General features: G+C 71.5%; 16 protein-coding genes. 2 read left to right on the plus strand and 14 right to left on the minus strand.

The window, feature by feature from the left end; all coding sequences use genetic code 11:
* Window position 1: 1 nt before the first annotated feature.
* The 11 genes from ACFQ53_RS01640 to ACFQ53_RS01690 all read right to left on the minus strand — a co-directional run bounded on the left by ACFQ53_RS01640 (window position 2) and on the right by ACFQ53_RS01690 (window position 11,814).
* Window positions 2-727, minus strand: coding sequence for a FadR/GntR family transcriptional regulator (locus tag ACFQ53_RS01640; protein WP_377854385.1), 726 nt, complete (start codon window positions 725-727; stop codon window positions 2-4).
* Window position 728: 1 nt separating this feature from the next.
* A complete protein-coding gene (locus ACFQ53_RS01645; protein WP_377854388.1) occupies window positions 729-1,490 on the minus strand; it encodes an SDR family NAD(P)-dependent oxidoreductase in 762 nt (253 codons plus the stop codon).
* Window positions 1,487-2,467: a fumarylacetoacetate hydrolase family protein gene (locus ACFQ53_RS01650; protein ID WP_377854391.1), complete on the minus strand. Its 981-nt coding sequence runs from the start codon at window positions 2,465-2,467 to the stop codon at window positions 1,487-1,489. The genes ACFQ53_RS01645 and ACFQ53_RS01650 overlap by 4 nt, the downstream gene beginning before the upstream one ends.
* Window positions 2,468-2,634: 167 nt before the next feature.
* On the minus strand, window positions 2,635-3,726 hold the full coding sequence (locus ACFQ53_RS01655; protein WP_377854394.1) for a Gfo/Idh/MocA family protein: 1,092 nt from the start codon (window positions 3,724-3,726) through the stop codon (window positions 2,635-2,637).
* 111 nt (window positions 3,727-3,837) lie between these two features.
* Window positions 3,838-5,013 (minus strand): Gfo/Idh/MocA family protein, encoded by a 1,176-nt coding sequence (locus ACFQ53_RS01660; RefSeq protein ID WP_377854397.1) that lies wholly within the window; start codon window positions 5,011-5,013, stop codon window positions 3,838-3,840.
* A gap of 107 nt (window positions 5,014-5,120) precedes the next feature.
* Window positions 5,121-6,215 (minus strand): Gfo/Idh/MocA family protein, encoded by a 1,095-nt coding sequence (locus tag ACFQ53_RS01665; protein ID WP_377854400.1) that lies wholly within the window; start codon window positions 6,213-6,215, stop codon window positions 5,121-5,123.
* The gene (locus ACFQ53_RS01670) at window positions 6,212-6,973 is read right to left on the minus strand and encodes a ThuA domain-containing protein (protein WP_377854403.1); all 762 of its coding nucleotides are present in this window, start codon (window positions 6,971-6,973) and stop codon (window positions 6,212-6,214) included. Before ACFQ53_RS01670 ends, ACFQ53_RS01665 begins: the two co-directional genes overlap by 4 nt.
* A complete protein-coding gene (locus ACFQ53_RS01675; RefSeq protein ID WP_377854406.1) occupies window positions 6,970-8,235 on the minus strand; it encodes a Gfo/Idh/MocA family protein in 1,266 nt (421 codons plus the stop codon). Before ACFQ53_RS01675 ends, ACFQ53_RS01670 begins: the two co-directional genes overlap by 4 nt.
* A gap of 442 nt (window positions 8,236-8,677) precedes the next feature.
* Window positions 8,678-9,490, minus strand: coding sequence for a carbohydrate ABC transporter permease (locus tag ACFQ53_RS01680; RefSeq protein ID WP_377854409.1), 813 nt, complete (start codon window positions 9,488-9,490; stop codon window positions 8,678-8,680).
* Window positions 9,491-9,493: 3 nt separating this feature from the next.
* A complete protein-coding gene (locus ACFQ53_RS01685; protein ID WP_377854412.1) occupies window positions 9,494-10,483 on the minus strand; it encodes a carbohydrate ABC transporter permease in 990 nt (329 codons plus the stop codon).
* A gap of 2 nt (window positions 10,484-10,485) precedes the next feature.
* The gene (locus ACFQ53_RS01690; protein WP_377854415.1) at window positions 10,486-11,814 is read right to left on the minus strand and encodes an extracellular solute-binding protein; all 1,329 of its coding nucleotides are present in this window, start codon (window positions 11,812-11,814) and stop codon (window positions 10,486-10,488) included.
* 495 nt (window positions 11,815-12,309) lie between these two features.
* On the opposite strand from ACFQ53_RS01690, the gene ACFQ53_RS01695 reads away from it, so the two are divergent.
* Window positions 12,310-13,449: a LacI family DNA-binding transcriptional regulator gene (locus ACFQ53_RS01695; RefSeq protein WP_377854417.1), complete on the plus strand. Its 1,140-nt coding sequence runs from the start codon at window positions 12,310-12,312 to the stop codon at window positions 13,447-13,449.
* Window positions 13,450-13,466: 17 nt separating this feature from the next.
* Here the strand turns inward: ACFQ53_RS01695 and ACFQ53_RS01700 are convergent, their stop codons facing one another.
* Window positions 13,467-14,663 carry an ROK family protein gene (locus ACFQ53_RS01700; RefSeq protein ID WP_377854420.1) on the minus strand — a complete coding sequence of 399 codons (1,197 nt, stop codon included), beginning with the start codon at window positions 14,661-14,663 and terminating at the stop codon, window positions 13,467-13,469.
* Window positions 14,664-14,856: 193 nt separating this feature from the next.
* Between ACFQ53_RS01700 and xylA the strand changes: the two genes are divergently transcribed.
* The gene (xylA, locus tag ACFQ53_RS01705; RefSeq protein WP_377854423.1) at window positions 14,857-16,050 is read left to right on the plus strand and encodes a xylose isomerase; all 1,194 of its coding nucleotides are present in this window, start codon (window positions 14,857-14,859) and stop codon (window positions 16,048-16,050) included.
* 123 nt (window positions 16,051-16,173) lie between these two features.
* On the opposite strand, the gene ACFQ53_RS01710 is transcribed toward xylA, so the two are convergent.
* Together ACFQ53_RS01710 and ACFQ53_RS01715 are read right to left on the minus strand one after the other, a co-directional pair.
* A complete protein-coding gene (locus ACFQ53_RS01710; protein WP_377854426.1) occupies window positions 16,174-17,043 on the minus strand; it encodes an endonuclease/exonuclease/phosphatase family protein in 870 nt (289 codons plus the stop codon).
* A 56-nt stretch (window positions 17,044-17,099) separates the two neighbouring features.
* The gene (locus tag ACFQ53_RS01715; RefSeq protein ID WP_377854429.1) at window positions 17,100-17,996 is read right to left on the minus strand and encodes a RimK family alpha-L-glutamate ligase; all 897 of its coding nucleotides are present in this window, start codon (window positions 17,994-17,996) and stop codon (window positions 17,100-17,102) included.
* Window positions 17,997-18,215: the final 219 nt, after the last annotated feature.

Consider the following 18,215-nt stretch of genomic DNA (forward strand, 5'->3'; position numbering starts at 1 on the left):
GTCACGCCCCCGTCGCCGGGTCCGTCCCTTCGGCCGCCGCGTCCTCGGGCATCCCCTGCCGGATCAGCCAGGACTCGACGCCCGCGACGTGGGAGGTCGCGTAGGCGCGGGCGAGGTCGGCCCGACCTGCACGCAGCGCCTCGAGGATCCGCGAGTGCTCGGCGAGCGTACGCTCGACGGCCTCGGAGTCCGTGAGACCGCGCCACACGCGCGCCCGCGAGGTCGAGCTCGCGAGCGAATCGAGCAGCGTGCTCAGGTACGCGTTCGGGCAGCGGTGGTTGATGAGCCGGTGGAAGGCGATGTCGGAGGCCACCAGCGCCTCGATGCCCGAGTCCCCGTTCAGCTGGGCGAGCATCTCGTCGAGCCGGGCGAAGTCCTCATCGGTCAGGTGCGGGGCGGCCTGCTCGACCGCGATGGGCTCCATCAGACGCCGCAGCTCGAGGATCTCGAGGTGCGAGGAGTCCTGGTGCAGGTCCAGCACGAAGGAGAGCGATTCGAGCAGCTGCTCGGGCTCGAGCGCGGTGACGTACGTGCCGTCGCCCTGGCGGACGTCCAGCACGCGGATCACCGAGAGCGCCTTCACGGCCTCGCGAAGGGAGTTGCGGGAGACGCCGATCGTCTCGGCGAGCTCCTTCTCGGTGGGCAGGCGGTCGCCGGGCCTGAGCTGCCCGTCGACCACCATCTGCTTGATGGCGGAGATCGCCTTGTCGCTGACTGCCGAGACCATCTCAGTCCACCGGCCGGGTGCGCAGGCCGCTCATGCCGCCGTCGACCGCGAGCGAGGTGCCCGTGGTCGAGGAGTTCAGCGGGCTCGCGAGGAAGACCACGGACTCGGCGACCTCCTGCGGGGTGACCATGCGGCCGGTCGGCTGGCGGGCGTCGAGCGCCGCCCGCTCGGCCACGGGGTCGGGGAAGTTCTGGACCATGCGATCCACGAACTCGGTCGCGACCGTCCCCGGGTTCACGCAGTTCACGCGGACGCCCTCGCGCACGTGGTCGGTGGCCATCGCGAAGGTCATCGCCTGCACGGCGCCCTTGGTCGCCGAGTAGAGCACCCGCTCCTGAAGCCCCGCGGTCGCCGCGATCGAGGACATGTTGACGACGGCCGCATGCGCGGAGCGGCGCAGTTGGGGGAGCGCGGCGGCGGTCACCCGCGCCATCGCGGTGACGTTCACGCTGAGCACGCGCGCCCACTCCTCGTCGTCGTTCGCGGTCACGTCGCCCACGGCGCTCACCCCCGCGTTGTTCACGACCACGTCGAGCCCGCCCAGGGACTCGGCGGCGGCGTCGACCGCGGTGCCCGTCGCCGCCCTGTCGCCGAGGTCGACCACGTGGACGCTCGCGCCCTCGGGCGCGCCCGTCGGCGAGAGGTCGAGGACGGCGACGTGCGCGCCGAGCTCCAGGAAGCGGGCCGACGTCGCCCGGCCGATGCCGGAGCAGCCGCCGGTGACCAGGACCTTCAGGCCCTCATAGGGGTTCGTGGGGCTCATCGGCCGGTCTCCTTCTCGGTGGTGGCGGACGCCGCGCCGGACGCCGTGGCAGGCGCGGTGGGGGCGGGGGCGTCGCGGAAGGTCTGGCGCTGGCTGCCCAGGCCCTCGATGGCGAGCTCGACGACGTCGCCGTCGCGCAGGTACGGCTGGCCGGGCAGACCCATGGCGACGCCCGCCGGCGTGCCGGTGTTCACGAGGTCGCCGGGGTAGAGGGTCATGAAGCGCGAGAGGTAGGCGAGCACCTCGCCGACGCCGAAGATCTGGTCGGCCGTGGTGCCGTCCTGGCGGACCTCGCCGTTCACCGAGAGGGTGAGGGAGAGGTCCTGGACGTCGGGGATCTCGTCGGCCGTGACGAGGTAGGGGCCCATCGGGTTGAAGGTCTCGCAGTTCTTGCCCTTGTCCCAGGTGCCGCCGCGCTCGATCTGGAACTCGCGCTCGGAGACGTCGTTGCTGATCGTGTACCCGGCGACGGCGGCGAGCGCCTCCTCGGGCGAGGACGCGCAGCGCAGCGTGCTGCCGATGACGACGCCCAGCTCGACCTCCCAATCGGTCTTCACGGAGTCGCGCGGGATCAGCACGTCGTCATAGGGGCCGACGACGGTGTCCGGGGCCTTCATGAAGACGATCGGCTCGGCAGGGATCTCGGCGTTCGTCTCCGCCGCATGGTCGCGGTAGTTCAGACCGATGCACAGGATCTTGCCGGGCGCGAGCGGGGCGCCGACGCGGACGGTGCCTGACGGGGCGACGTCCGGCGTCTGCGGCTCGGCGGCGTCCAGCACCGGCACGTCTCCGGCGTCCAGAGCGGTCAGAGTGCCTTCTGCGATCGCGCGGCGGGTCCGCTCGATCCCGTCGTCCTCGAGGAAGGTCCTCGTCAGGGCAGCGGCTCCGCCGGTGAGAGGTGAGAGGTCGTAGGACGTGCCGTCGTGGACGACAGCCGTGCGCTCGGCACCGGCAGGGCCGTAGGCGAAGAACTTCACAGGGGCTCCCCTTCGAATCATCGATGATGCCCTCGCAGGCTATCGCAGACATCCGATGTTTGGCACGGGGGAGGAGCAGTGAGACGTCACCGGACGGCGTGGAGTCCCAGTGGCGCTGCGGGTGGATGCTCGCGCCGCCTCGAGCAGTTCACCCCGGTCGCGGCCGCTCAGGCCCCCGGAGCCGCCTTCAGCACGCGCGCCTGGTCCTGGGCCTTGAGCGCGAGCTCGACGGAGGTGAACACGTGGTCCTGGGTCATGGCGTTCTCGGTGCGGTGCAGGACGTCGAGGATGAGGTCGCCGAAGAAGGGGTAGCCGACCTGACCGGTGGCCTCGATGCGGTGCTCGCCCTCGCCGTCGACCAGGAGGACCTGGCCGGGCCCGTTGTCGGTGGTGACGTCGACGTACTTGCGCAGCTCGATGTAGCCCTCGGTGCCGAGGATGAAGGTGCGGCCGTCGCCCCAGGTGCGCAGTCCGTCGGGGGTGAACCAGTCCACGCGCACGTAGCCGGAGGCGCCGGAGGACAGGGCGACATGGGCGTCGCCGAAGTCGTCGAGCTCGGGGTGGTCGGCGTGGTCGAAGTTGCCGATGGAGGAGGAGAGGATCTCGGCGTTCTCGGAGCCCGTGAAGGTGAGCATCTGCTCGAAGTTGTGGGAGCCGATGTCGGTGAGGATGCCGCCGTAGCGGGCGCGCTCGTAGAACCAGTCGGGGCGGGAGTCGGGGTCGCCGAGGCGGTGGGGACCCATGCCCAGGACCTGGATGACCTGGCCGATGGCGCCGCGGTCGATGAGCTGTCCGGCCAGGACGGCGGCCTCGACGTGGATGCGCTCGGAGAAGTAGCAGGCGTACTTCCTGCCGGTGCGCTCGACGGCGGCGCGGGCGCGCTCGAGCTGGTCGAAGGTGGTCAGCGGGGTCTTGTCGGTGAAGTAGTCCTTGCCCGCGTCCATGACGCGGATGCCGAGGTCGGCGCGGTCGGCGGGGACCGCGGCGGCGGCGACGAGGAGCACCTCGGGGTCCTCGAGGATCTGCTCCTCGGACTCGGCGAGCTGGACGCCCTCGAAGTGCTCGGCGAAGGCTGCGGCGCGCTCGGGCTGGGTGTCGTAGACCCATTTCAGGGTGCCGCCGGCGCCGATGAGGCCCTCGCACATGGCGGTGATGTGGCCGTGGTCCAGGTGCATCGCGGCGAAGGTGAACTCACCGGGGGAGACGACGGGCTTCGGCATCGGAGCGGGGGCGTAGTTCGCGCCTTCGGAGACGGCCATGATGCGTGGGATTCCTTTCGAGGAAGCGGACGGCGATGAGTGTGTCAGGTGCGGTCGACGGGCGAGGTGACCCGGGCGGGCAGCGAGGATCCGCTGCTGCGGAGCGCCCGGTCAGGCCTGTGCGGCGTCGGGGAGGCCGACGGGCATGTACCCGTCCTGGGTGGCGACCGACCCCGTCTTCTCGTGGAAGTGCGGGGCGCGCTCCACGAGGGTGCCCGAGCGGTAGTACGGGTCCTCCGGGCTGATCGGCAGGTCGACGACGCGCCGCTCGATCGCGGACTCGTAGACCGCGGTGACGAGTTCGACGGCGTTGCGGCCGTCCTGCCCGGTCACGAGCGGATCGCGGCCCTCGCGCACGGCGGCCACGACGTCGGCCAGCTGCGCGGGATGCCCGGTTCGGGGCAGCGGTGGGAGCGAGGCCGCGAACTCCTCGAGCTCGGCGACCGTCTCGACGTCGCCGCCCTGCTCGGGGAAGCCGTTGGGGCGGGCGACCTCGGCCGCGGGCTCCCAGGGCTGGGAGACGCGGGCGCGCGCACCCTGCAGCGAGATCTCCTGCTTCTGGCCGTGGTGGACCACGGAGCTGGTGAGCTCGGCGAGGCTGCGCTCGTACTGCAGGATCGCGATCGACAGATCCTCGACCTCGGCGTTGTCGTGCTGGGCATTGGTCATCATCGCGCTCACGGCGAGCGGACGACCCAGCAGCCAGAGGGCGATGTCGATGTGGTGGATGGCGTGGTTCAGCGTCGGACCGCCGCCCTCGGAGGCCCACGTGCCGCGCCACCACAGGTCGTAGTAGGAGTGCCCGCGCCACCACTCGGAGGCGATGCGCGCGTGCGAGAGCGGGCCGATCTTCCCCGAGTCCAGCACCGCCTTCAGCCGGGCCATCTCGTCGCGGAAGCGGTTCTGCGCGATCGTCGAGAGGATCTTCCCGCTCGCGCGCTGCGCGGCGAGCATCGCGTCGCACTCCTCGAGGGAGGTGGCCATGGGCTTCTCGACCACGGCGTTCACACCCGCCTCGAGCACCTGGATCGCGAGCGGCGCATGGGCCGACGGGGGAGTGGTGACGGAGACCAGGTCCAGGTCCTCGGCCTCGAGCATCGCCGCGACGTCGTCGTAGACGCGGGCGTCCTCGAGCCCGAAGGCCTCGCGCTTGGCCGTCGGCCCCGCGAGGTCCAGATCCGCCAGGGCGACGATGCGCAGGTCGGGGAACTCCTCGGCGAGCTCGAGGTACGCGTTGATGTGGGCGTCGGAGATGGCGCCGGTGCCGATGATGCCGACGGAGAACATGTCGGGGATGTGCCTTCCGGAGGTGGACGGACGTGCCTTCCAGTGTCCCGCGTCACGCCGGGCGACGTGGGCGGATGCCATGGGTTGCCTCGCGCGGGGCCGGACCCTCAGCCCCTCACGTCGGTGAGCGGGACGGCCTGCGGGCGCTCGCAGCTGCTCGCGACCTCGACGCGCGAGCCGCTGCGCGAGGAGGCGAGCACGGCGTTCATGACCTCCAGGGCGTGCTGGCCGAGCGCGCCGCTCGCCCGCAGGTCCGCGCCGCGCAGCGCCATGTCCTGCAGTCCGATCCCTCGTGAGGCGTCCACGTAGCCGGCGTTCACGGGCAGGGTCTCCCACCCCTCGCCGCCCAGGCGGTGCAGCTCGACGTCGCCGTCGAAGCGGTTGGGATCGGGCACCGCGAGGCTGCCCGCGCTGCCGTGGATCTCGATCGGGTGGATCGAGGAGGCCACCGCATCGAAGCTCATGACGAGCGTGGAGAGCACTCCCGAGGAGTGCACGAGGATCCCGCTGACGTGCGTGTCCGTGCTGACCGGGATGACCTCGCCCGCGCGCGGGCCGGAGCCGATGGTGCGCTCGGAACGGGTGCGGGAGGCCGCGCCGATCACTGCGTCGACCGGGCCCAGCAGCGTGACCAGCGCGTGGACGTAGTACGGGCCCATGTCCAGCAGCGGTCCGCCGCCGGGCACGTAGTAGAAGTCGGGGTTGGGGTGCCAGCGCTCGTGGCCGGGGGTGAGCATGGTGGCGGTCGCCGCGATCGGGGCGCCGATGAGGCCCTCGTCGATCGCCGCGCGCGCCGTCTGCGTGCCCGTGCCCAGCACGGTGTCGGGGGCGGAGCCGACGAGCACGCCGGCCGCACGGGCCGCCTCGAGCACGGCGGCGCCGTCGGCCGTCTCGACGGCGAAGGGCTTCTCGGCGTACACGTTCTTCCCGGCGTCGATCGCCCGACGATCGACCTCGGCGTGGGACGCGGGGATCGTGAGGTTCAGGACCGTGTCCACGTCCGGGTCGGCGATCAGCTCGTCGACCGAGAGGGCGCGCACGTCCTCGTGCGCGGAGGCGACGGCCTCGGCACGGGAGGCGTCCAGGTCAGCGACCGCGACGAGCTCCACGTCCGGGAGGGAGGGGAAGGAGGCGAGGTACTGCGCGGAGATGTTCCCGCAGCCGATCATGCCGATCCGCAGGGGGCCGGGCGCGGCGCTCATCGGGCCTCCTCCGTGCGGTGCGCGCGGCCGGCGGACGGGGCGGCGTACGGGTCGTCTGAGCCGCGCGCGGCCCACAGCAGCCCGCGCTCGACGATCGTGCGCACGCTGGGATCCTCGAGCACGTCGACGTGGTGGCCGGGGGTGGCGACGAAGATCCGGCCCTTCCCCCACTGACGGGTCCAGATCGCGGGCGAGGTGATCGGGCGGGTCCACGGGTCCCACTCCCGCACCTTCTGGGTGGTGGTCGCGAGCACGTCGACGTAGTCGTCGGAGAGCACCCAGTACTGCTCCGTGACCAGGTCGAAGTCGTCCACGCCGCGGGTGATGGGGTGCTCGGCGGCCGCCGGGAGCATGTTCACCGTGTAGGGGACGAAGTTGTCGTCCTGCTCGCCGCGGCGCTCGTCTGGATGCTTGCCCGGGTGGCAGCCGAACTGGCCGCCGATGAGGGTGAGGTAGTCCGATTCGCTGCGGTAGCTGTCGGCGATGCCGCCGTGCCATCCGGCCAGGCCCGTCCCGGTCTCGACCGCGGCGCGCAGGCCCTCGAACTGGGGGCGCTCGATCGTCGACATGGTCATGCACTGCACGATGAGGTCGACGCCGGCCATGTACTCGGCGTCCGCGTAGATCGCGGGACTCTCCTCGATGCGCACCTCGAAGCCGTGCTCGCGCAGGTGGGGGATGAACAGGTCGGTCGCCTCGACGGGCTGGTGCCCGTCCCAGCCGCCGCGGACGACGAGGGCGGTTCGGGTGGTGGTCATCGGGCGGTCTCCTCGGTGGTGGACGCGGCGGGTGCTGTGGACGGGGTGGACGGGGTGGACTGAGCGGGGCCGACGGCGGTCCAGCGAGAGCCGTCGGCGTGGCTGGCCTCGACGGCGGCCAGCACGCGCTGCACGCGCAGGGCCTCGTCGAAGGAGGGCGAGGGGTCGGTGCCCTCGCCGATCGCGCGCACCAGGTCGGCGATCTCGTGCGTGAAGGTGTGCTCGTAGCCCAGTCCGTGCCCGGTGGGCCACCAGGCGGCGGCATAGGGATGCTCGGGCTCGGTGGTGAGCACGCGGGTGAAGCCCTGGCGCCCCGCGGGGGCGGTGGCGTCGTAGATCTCCAGCTCGTTCATGCGCTCGAAGTCGAAGGCGATCGCGCCGCGCGAGCCGTGGAGCTCGATGCGCATCGCGTTCTTGCGGCCCTGCGCCATGCGGGTGGCCTCGAAGGAGCCGAGCACGCCGCTCGCGAGGCGCACCGAGAACAGGGCGGTGTCGTCGACGGTGACCTCTCGGCGCTCCCCGGCGGCATCCCCCTTCCCGCCCAGGCCCTGCATCGCGCCTGCCGTGGGGCGGGTGGGCACCACGGTGGCGAGCGTCCCGGAGACGGCCTCGATGTCCGTGCCGGTGACCCATTGGACGAGGTCGACGACGTGCGCGCCGATGTCGCCGAGGGCGCCGGAGCCGGCCGTCTCCTTCTCCAGCCGCCAGGTCATGGGGGCGTCGGCGTCGGCCAGCCAGTCCTGCAGGTACTGGGCGCGGACCTGCCGGATCTCGCCCACGAAGCCCTCGGCGACGAGCTGGCGGGCATAGGCCAGGGCGGGCGTGCGGCGGTAGGAGAACCCGCACAGCGAGCGGACGCCGCGGGCGGAGGCGGCGCGGGCCGCGCCGGCCATCTCCTCGGCTTCCGTCACGGAGTTCGCGAGCGGCTTCTCGCACAGCACGTGCTTGCCGGCGGCGAGCGCGGCGAGGGCGATCTCCCGGTGGGTGTCGCCGGGGGTGCAGATGTCCACGAGGTCGATCTCGGGGTCCTCGACGACGTCCTGCCAGCGGGTGGTGGTGGTCGCGAAGCCGTACCGCTGCGCGGACTCGGCGAGGGTCTCGGGGCGCCGGCCGGCGAGGGTGCGCAGCTCGGGGGTCAGCGGCAGGTCGAAGAAGCGGTGCGCGGTGCGCCAGGCATGGGAATGGGCGGCGCCCATGAAGCCGTGGCCGATGAGGCCGACGCACAGGGGGCGGGAGGACGGGGTGGTCACGGCGGGGGTCACGGCTCCTCGGTGAGCGGACGATGGCGGCGGGACGGATCAGGGACGGGCAGGACGTCGACCGCTGGCGGCCCCCTCGAACCTATCCGGGCCGACACCGGTGGACAACCGGCATGGCCGCGCAGGTCAGCGCGCAGAAGGACGGGGAGGGCCGCCGAGGCGGTCCTCCCCGTCCCACGGGGTCGGGTGGGGTCAGAGGATGCCGCCGAGGAGGCCGCCGACGACGCCGAGGATCGACTCGAGAAGGCCGGTGACGAGGTCCATGGTGTGTCCTTTCGCGGGGACGGAGGGATTCCGTCGCGGACCCTCAGCCTCCCGGGGGCACGGCCCGAAGCTACCGCCCGGTCACCTGTCGTGACCCCTTCGTGACCGGCCCGTCCGGCGCGCGGGCGGATGTTGACCGCGCCGCTCGCGCGCCGCGCGGCGCTTCCCGAGCGCAACCGGGTCACTTGCCGGCCCCCGCGGTCATGCCGCCCACGAGGTACCGGCGGCCCAGGGCGTACAGCACGATGATCGGGATCGAGGAGAGCACCACGGCGGCCATCACCACGGGCACGTTGGTCGCGTACTCGCCCTGGAAGGACCACAGCGCGAGCGGCAGCGTGCGCTTGTCGGGGCTCTGGGTGAGGATCAGCGGGAACAGGAAGCCGTTCCACGACATCAGCGCCTGGTACACGCCCACGGTGACGAGCGCGGGTCGGGTCATCGGGAAGGCGAGGCGCCACATCTTCTGCCACTCGCTGCAGCCGTCGATGTCCATCGCCTCGAACAGCTCCCCGGGCACGTCCCGCATCGAGTTGGAGATGATGAGGATGCTCAGCGGCAGGCCGAACGCGATCCCCGGGAGCATCAGCGCACCCAGCGAGTCGTACATGTGCAGGCGGATGATCAGCAGGTAGATCGGCACGATCGTCGCCTGCACCGGGATCGCGAGGCCCAGCAGGAACACGCTGCGCAGGGGCCTCGAGAAGCGGCCGGTGGCGCGGACGATCGAGTACGAGGCCATGAAGGCCATGAGCACGAGCGGGATCACCGTGCCGAGCGCGACGAGCACGCTGTTGGCCAGGTACATCCCGAAGTCGGCCTCGAGCACGGCGGTGAAGTTCTCGAACGCGAGCGAGGCCGAGGGCAGCACGGGGTTCGAGCCGAAGTACGTGGAGATCGACTTCAGGCTCGTGATGCCCACGAAGTAGATGGGCAGCAGCACGAGCAGCAGCCAGAGCCAGCCGAAGGCCCCGCCGATCCAGTTCCTGCGCATGTCTCAGGCTCCTTCCGTCTGGCTGGCCGAGGCGTCCTTGCCGCCCAGGCGCTGCACGCCGAGCGCGAGTCCGAGGCCCAGGACCACGAGGATCACGGCCAGCGCGCTCGCGACCCCCATCTCGTTGCCGCGGAATCCCGTGAGGTACATGTCCAGCGGGAGGATCCGCGTGGAGGAGCCGGGTCCGCCCTGGGTGAGCACGAAGATGATGTCGAAGTAGGTCAGCGCGCCGACGACCATCAGGGTCGAGCTCGTGATCAGCGTGTACTTGAGCTGCGGCAGGGTGATCGAGAAGAACTGGCGGACGCGGCCGGCGCCGTCGATCTGCGCCGCCTCGTACATCGTCTGCGGGATCTGCCGCACCGCGCCCTGGTAGATGAGCGTGTGGAAGGGGATGAACTGCCAGGCGATGATCACCAGCAGCACGATCCACACGAGGGTCGAATCGCCCAGCCAGTTCTGCTTGAGGAAGGGCATGTTCAGCCCGCTCGCGAGCCCGAAGTTCGGGTCCAGAAGGGACTTGAAGGTGATCGCGATGGCCGCCGAGGACAGCAGCAGCGGCAGGAAGTACAGCACTGCGAGCACGTTGCGGTAGCGCTGGCGGCCGGCGAGGAACGTGCCCAGCAGGATGCTCAGCGGCGTCTGCAGCACCCAGGTCGCCACGATCATCAGCACCACGAGCGCGAGCCCGTGCCAGGTCGTGGAGCGGGTGAGCACCTCGCCCCAGCTGGTGAGCCCGGTGAAGGTGATGGCGCCGATGCCGTTCCACGAGGTGAAGGACAGCACGAGCACGCCCACCAGCGGCAGCAGCGCGAAGATCGCGAAGAACCCCAGTGCGGGCAGGGCGAACAGCACGTGGGAGAGCTGCAGGCGCTCGCGGCCGGGGGCGCCGCGGGTCGAGCGCTCGGCGCCCCGCGCGGAGCGGGCCCCCGCCGCGCCCCGGACGCGCTCGCCGTACTCACCGCGGTCGAGGCGGGCCGACGGGCTGGTCATGCTCAGGCCCCCTTGCCGCTGTTCATGTTCTCTGCGAACTGCTCGGGCTCGAGCTTGCCCAGGAACAGCTGCTCGGTGTTCACCAGCAGCGTCTCGGCGTCGGTGGGCTGCAGCGCCTGGTCCCAGGACTGGGTGAAGGCGGGCGCGTCCTGGAGGGACTGGTAGACCCACTGGAGGTAGTCGGCGTCGTCGCTCGCCTTCAGCGCGTCCTCCTGACCGGTGACGACGGGGGCGGAGCCGGAGTCGACGAAGGCCGCGGCCACGTCGTCGGTCATCATGCCCTCGAGGAAGAAGTCCTGGGCGACGGTCTTCTCGGCGTCGGAGGCGGCGGAGGACAGCGAGACGTAGTTGCAGGGGTTCCCCACGAGGTCGCCGAGCTCTCCCTTGCCGCCCTCGATGGTGGGGAAGGGGCCGTAGCCCAGGTGCCCGCCGGAGACGAAGTCGCCGCCGCTGGCCTTCATGCCGCCGAAGGTCCAGCCGCCGTGCAGCATGAGAGCGGCCTTGTCGGACCACAGCAGGGCCTGGTCGGTGTTGGAGTCGGCGGCCATGGACTCGAAGCCGTCGGCGAAGGCCTTGACCTCGAGCAGCTCCTTGACCCTGTCTCCCATCTCGACGACGGCGTCGTCGAGCCAGGCGTCCTTCTCCCCGGCGGCGATCCTCTCGAACGCCTTCGGACCGCCGATGCGGTCCAGCAGGTACTCGAGCCACATCATCGAGGTCCAGCGCGACTGCCCGGCGAGGGAGATCGGGGCGACGCCGCCGGAGTGCGCCTTCTCGATGACGTCCAGGAGGTCGTCCCAGGTGGTGGGGGCCTTCGCCCCGATCTTCTCGAGCACGGTCTTGTTGTGGAACATGATGATCGGCTGGGTCGCGCCGATCGGGAGCGCATAGATCTTGTCGTCGACGGTCGCGGCGCCCCACACGGACTCGATGAAGCGGTCCTTGAAGTCGGCGTTCTCCTCGAGCCACGAGGTGAGGTCGTCGACCTGCTTCTCCTCGGCGTAGGTGCGCAGGCCGCCTCCGCCCCAGCCGTAGATGATCGTGGGCGCCTCGCCTGCGCCGATCGCGGTGCGGATCTTCTGCTTGTAGGCGTCGTTCTGGAAGAACGTGAGGTCGATGGTGCCCTTGTCGAGCTCGTTGAAGGCATCGACGGAGTCCTTGTAGATGCCTTCGTTCGGCTGTCCCGAAAGCTGCCAGAAAGTTGCGGAGTCGCCGCCGCCCGAGGAGCCGGATCCGCCGGGCCCCGAGGTGCCGCAGGCGGCGAGGGCGAGGGCGGAGGCGCCGGCGGCGGCGCCGAGCGCGGCGCGGCGCGAGATGAGGGGTGTGTGCATGACCTGCTCCTGCTGTCGACGGTGACGAGAAGTGCGGTGGGAAGCGGGGCGCCGCGGGGCCGATGGCCACCGTCGCGCGATAAGTGAGGCTAATTTACAAAGAGGGGGCGCATCGGTCAAGGGTGGGCTCCCGATGCCACGAACGGCGGTCGTGACGAACGAATCTGCAGGTAGCGGTGGCGTGGACGCGCGTGGTGCTGCATGCGGCGCCGAATGCGCGGTGAAAGCTGCCCCGGGTCACCCGCTCGCCCCCTTGCTCGCGACCAGGTGTGCAGGCGCCTCATGGCGATGCCCGGCGCGGCAGGCCCCCGGGGGCGGGCGGGGAGCGCGGAGCCGTCCCTGCGCGATCGTCGCGACGTCGGTGCCGATGCGGCCGCACGGTGCGTGGGTGCAGACTCGAAGCGGGTACGGTGTGCCCATCGCCGAGCGGCGAAAAGGTTTCGAAAACATCGCCACGCAGCGGTCCGTCGACAGGGGTGAGAAGGGGGCCACGGGATGCTCGATGTGCAGGGGGCGGAGCCCGACGAGGGCGAACAGCGAGGTCACGAGATCCGTGAGGGCGCAGCGGAACGCGGCCGGACGGACGCGCAGCAGCGGAAGGTGACGCTCGGCGAGGTCGCGCGCCGTGCCGAGGTCTCGCTCGCCACGGCCTCGAAGGTCATGAACGCGCGCGCCGACGTGCGCAGGGAGACCCGCGAACGCGTGGCACGCATCGCCCAGGAGCTGGGCTATTCCCCGCGGGCCCGTGCGGCCGTTCCCGGGCCTGTCGCGCTCATCCGCTTCCCGCGCCTGGACAGCCCCTACGTCATCGACATCCTCGCCGGAGCCGAGCACGCCGCCCGGCGCGCGGGCGCGCAGCTCCTCGTCGAGACCGGCGGCGGCGACCTCGGCGCGCGCGAGCCGCTGACCCGGGAGCGGATGGAGGACGCCGCCCGCCGCGGCGCCGCGGGGGTCATCGCCGTCACCACTCCCGTCGGCCCCGAGCATGCGCGCTGGAGTCGCGAGCTCGATCTCCCGCTGATCGTCATCGACCCCATCTCGGTCCCGGAGGCGGCTGTCGGCGCGCCCGTGCCGGACCTGGTGACGATCGCGGCGACGAACTGGGAGGGAGCGGTCTCGGCCGTCCGACACCTCGCCGCACTCGGCCACCGCCGGATCGCCACCCTGGCCGGCCCGGAGGAGTCGATCCCCGGCAGGCAGCGCCTGCAGGGGTACCGCAGCGGCCTCGAGCAGCAGGGCATCGCCTTCGATCCCGCGCTCGTGCGGCACGGCCGCTTCGATGACGAGGACGGGGAGCTCGGCGCCGCGCAGCTGCTGGATCTCAAGGACCCGCCCACGGCGATCTTCGCCGCCTCCGACGGACTCGGCGTCGGCGTGCTGCGTGAGGCGCGCCGGCGCGGACTCGACGTGCCCGGCGACCTCAGCGTGCTCGGATTCGACGACACGATCGTGTGCCGCTGGACCTGGCCGCGGCTCACCACGATCCGCCAGCCGCTGTTCGCCATGGGGCAGGTCGCCGTCGAGCGCCTGCTCGCACTCGCGGCAGACCCCGAGCTGTTCGCCCATCCCTTCCAGCTCGAGACGCGCCTCGTGGAGCGGGAGTCGACCGGGCCGGCGCCGACGCGCACCGACTGATCAGGGGCGGCCTCGGATCAGGCCGCGCGGGCGATCCACTGGCCGGGAGCGGCGAAGACGGGTTCGAGTGCCCACCGTGCGGCGCCGCGCAGAGCCAGGTCGGCCGGGGCGTCCGAGCGCTCGATCGTGATGGGGCCGGCCTCGGTCGCGAGCGCGTGCTCGGCGACGGTCTCGCTGATCACGGGCCCGATCTCTTCGCCGATCGGTGCGAGATGGCCGGAGAGCACCACGGTCGAGAGGTCCAGGACATTCAGGGCGTTGGCGACGGCGGTGCCGATCGCGCGGCCGATCGTGCCGATCACCTCGCTGCGACCGTCGGCCCGGCCGTCCCCGCTCTCGCGGGCGAGCGCGTCGACCAGCTCCTCCAGCGAGGCGGCCGGGCCGAGCCCGGCCCGCTCGCGCAGGGCGTGTGCGGACACGTACGCCTCGAGGCAGCCGCGTCGCCCGCACCGGCAGAGCGCCCCGCCGGGCTCGACGACCATGTGCCCGAACTCGCCGGCCCATCCGTGCTCGCCCTCGAGCACGCGTCCGCCCAGCACGACCGCCCCGCCCACGCCGGTGTGCCCGCGCAGGTAGAGGAAGGACTGGCCGGGTCGCTGATCGAGCTCGGTGAGCACGGAGAGCCGATTGTCGTTCTGGGCGAGCACGGTGAGGCCGGCGAGCTCGGGGCGCTCCCTCAGCCGGGCCACGAACGGGACGTCCTTCCAGTCGAGCCCGGGCGCGGAGAGCACGGAGCCGTCGGCCGGATCGATCCGACCCGGCAGTGCCGCGCACACCCCGACCACGGGAAGCGGCGTCGGCGACTCGGCGCTCGCCGCCCCGCGCACCTGGGCGACGAGACGCCCGCAGGCCTCGATGACCAGACTCGGCGGATTGCCGGCGGCCGTCAGCGGCTCGTCGGCCGCGGCGAGCACCTCGCCGGTGAGATCGGTGGCGAGGCAGGAGACGCCGTCGGCGGTGACCTCGAGGCCGATAGCCAGCAGGGTGCCGCGAGCGGGTCGCAGCGGGACCATCGGCCGACCCGTCCCGTGGATGAGCGGGGCGTCCTCGGCGACGAGGCCCGCCCCGATGAGCTCCTCGACGAGCTTGGAGACCGTGGGCTTGGTGAGCCCCGTGCGGGCGGCGAGGCCCGCGCGGGAGAGCGGCTCGGGCGCTGAGGTGAGGGTGCGCAGGCAGAGGGAGAGGTTGTGCTCCCGCAGATGGGTGGACTGCACGGGGATGCTCCTCTCGTCGTGCGATGGCCTGCGCCGCGTCGTTCCTCGCCGGGCCGAGGCCCGGGGGGATCTTCGTCGGCCCGCTGAGCGTATCCGCTGGGCGTGCAGGGCCTCGCCCCGTCCGCCCACTTGTGCCCACGGGCGACGGCCCGTAGGTTAGTTGCTGCATCTTACTAAACAGAGGAGATCAACGATGACCGCTCCCACCCCCACCCGCGAGGACCGCTTCTCCTTCGGCCTGTGGACCACCGGCTGGACCGCGAAGGACCAGTTCGGCGACCCGACGCGCCCGCCGCTCGAGCTCACCGCGCACATTCGCCGGCTCGCCGAGATCGGCGCCTGGGGCTTCACCTTCCACGACAACGACGTGGTCCCCTTCGGCGCGAGCGCCCAGGAGCGCTCGCGCATCATCGCGCAGCTGAAGAAGGTCACGGACGAGACGGGCCTGGTGATCGAGATGATCACGACCGACACCTTCGCCCACCCGGTCTTCAAGGACGGCGCCTTCACCAGCAACGACCGCTCTGTGCGCCGCTACGGCCTGCGCAAGGTCCTCACCAACGTGGACCTCGCCGCCGAGCTGGGCGCGAAGACCTTCGTCATGTGGGGCGGTCGCGAGGGCGCCGAATACGACGGCTCGAAGGACCTGCTCGCCGCGCATCAGCGCTACGCCGAGGGCATCGACACCGTCGCCGGGTACATCAAGGACAAGGGGTACGACCTGCGGGTCGCCCTCGAGCCCAAGCCCAACGAGCCGCGCGGCAACATCTTCCTGCCCACCGTGGGCCACGCCCTCGCCTTCATCGAGCAGCTCGAGCACCGCGACATCATCGGCATCAACCCCGAGACCGGCCACGAGCAGATGGCGACGCTGAACTACACCCACGGCCTCGCCCAGGCGCTGTGGGCCGGCAAGCTCTTCCACATCGACCTCAACGGCCAGCACGGCCCGATGTACGACCAGGACCTGGTGTTCGGCCACGGCGACCTGATCAGTGCGTTCTTCACCGTGGACCTGCTCGAGAACGGCTTCCCCTCCAAGCCCGGCGCCTTCGACGGCGCCCGCCACTTCGATTACAAGCCCTCGCGCACCGAGCACGAGAAGGGCCAGTACGACGCGGCCGCGGCGAACATGGAGATGTACCTGATGCTCAAGGGGCGCGCGCTGGCCTTCCGCGCCGATCCGGAGGTCCAGGAGGCCCTGGCGTACTCGGGCATCGAGGACCTCGGCAAGCCCACCCTGGGCGCGGGCGAGTCCCTCGCCGACCTCCTGGCCGACCGCAGCGCCTACGAGGACTTCGACGTCGACGCCGCGGGCGCGCGGAACTTCGGCTTCGTGCGCCTGCAGCAGCTGGCCATGCGCCACCTGCTGGGCTTCGCGGGGTGATGATCGGGCGCGGCTGATCGGGCCGGCCGATATCGCTGGGTGAGGACTCGACGCGTATATGGGGCCGAGACCTCACCCGGCGACATCGAACGCCGCACGCGAGGGGCATGAGCGCCCCCGCGCCTACTGCGGCAGCACCACGTGCGCCTGCACCGGCAGGTGATCGCTCGGGAACACCCCGCCGGGCCGACGGGCGTCGATCGTCGCGTCGAGCACTCGCACGCCCTCGCTGAGCAGGATCCAGTCGATGCGGAAGTCGGACTCCTCGACCTCGCCGAAGAACGGGAAGGTGGACAGCTGCGGGCTCAGCCGCTGCTCGGCCGCGACCCATGAGTCCTGCAGGCCGGCGCGCTCGACGAGGATCTCGTAGGCGGGGGAGTCGCCGGCGACGGAGTTGAAGTCGCCCGTGGTGATCGTCGGCAGACCCCACAGCGCGAACTGGCGCAGACGGTCGGCGATCAGCTGCGCGCCCTTGGCCTTCGCCTGCGTGATGACGTGGTCCAGGTGAGTGTTGAGGTGCACGAGCTCGCGCCCGCTCTCGCGATCGAGCAGACGCACCCAGGTGGCACCGCGCGGGCCCGTGTTCCCCCAGGTCGTCGAGCCGATCACGCGTGGGGTGTCCGAGAGCCAGAACTGGTCCCAGGCGACCAGCTCGAAGCGCTCTGTGTTGAACAGGATCGGGTTGATGAGCCCCTGGCTGCCGCCCTTGACGCCCATGGTGCCGACGGCCCGGTACGCCCGGCCGAGCCCCTCCTCGATCGGTCCGAAGGTGTGCGTCTGCATCTCCTGCAGGCCCAGCAGGTCCGGCGTCACCGCGGCCATGAGCTCGCGGATCGCGGGGGCGCGGTGCGCCCAGTGGGCGGGCTCGTCGGGCGTCGTGGAGTCCGTCTGGAAGAGCGCGTTGAAGCTCATGACGTGCACGGGGCGGGAGGCATCGTGCCGCTCGGCGGGGGCTTCGTGTCGCTGGTCGGGGGTGTCCTGCTCGGGAGTCATCTGCGGGATCCTTCCTGGTGGCGTCGAAGGCCGGGGTTCCGCGTCGGCCGGGCGGCTCAAGCCCCCTGGGGGAGTCGTGCGAGGATCGCCTCGGCGAACACCTCGACGATCTTGGGCGCGAGGTGGAGGTTGAAGGTGGGCTCGAACAGCTCGGCCTCGAGCAGCACGAGCCCGTGGTGCGCGGAGTCCACGGTATCGATCCGCGCGTACAGCGGCATCTGCTGGCCCGTCGCCGCGACCACCGCGGAGAGCACCTGCTCGGCGAAGGCGCGCTCCTCCGCCGTGGTCTCCACGACCACGGGGTTCTCCTCGTAGACGCCGCCGATGAGGCCGCCGCCGCGGGCGAGCAGCGCGCCCTTGGCGATCGCGTGGGTGAAGTGCCCGTCGATGAGGTACAGCGCCTTCTCCGCGCCGGCCGAGAGCTCGGGCACCTCGGGCTGCAGCATCACGGTGCCCTCCTCGGCGAGGATCTCCAGGCCCAGCGCCTGCGCGGAGGGATCGCCGGCGCTGAACAGGCCGGTCAGGCGGGATCCGGCGCCGACGGCGGGCTTGAGGACCACATGCTCGGTGCCGCGCCCCACGAGCGCCGTGGCGAGCTCGCTCCCGTCCTCGAGGTACTCGGTGGGGACGACGGCCACGCCCTCGCGCTCGAGGTCGGCGAGGTAGCGCTTGTCCATGTTCCAGCGCACCAGGGCCGGGTCGTTCAGCACGCGCGAGGCCGTGCCCGCACGCTCCAGCCAGGCGTCGAACGCACGGGGCTGGGTCGCGTAGTCCCACGGACTGCGCAGCACGAGCAGGTCCCATGCGTCCCAGTCCAGGTCCTCGTGCCAGTCCAGTCGCGCGGAGCGGTGCCCGCGCGTCTCGAGCGCCGCCACCAGGGGCGCGGAATCGTTGTCGTAGTCGATGTCGCTGTAGAAGCTCGGGCTGGTGCCGATGATGCCGATGGATGCCACGTGACCAGCGTAGGGGCGGCGCCGCGACCGTGCGAGGTCGTCCGCGACGGCGCGTGACGATCCCGGGCCGCCTCGCCACACCCCGCGCCGTCGGACCACGAAAGCGCGGGGCACCGCCCCACCGGACCGTGAGAAGTACGAAACGGTTGGCCAAAAAGTTTTTTGGAAACGGTTAGTAAATATGAAAGGGCGCCCGGGGCCCAGGGTATTGGGGTGTGG

This window comes from Brachybacterium sp. NPDC056505, assembly GCF_042794925.1.
GTDB classification, from domain to species: Bacteria; Actinomycetota; Actinomycetes; order Actinomycetales; family Dermabacteraceae; genus Brachybacterium; species Brachybacterium kimchii.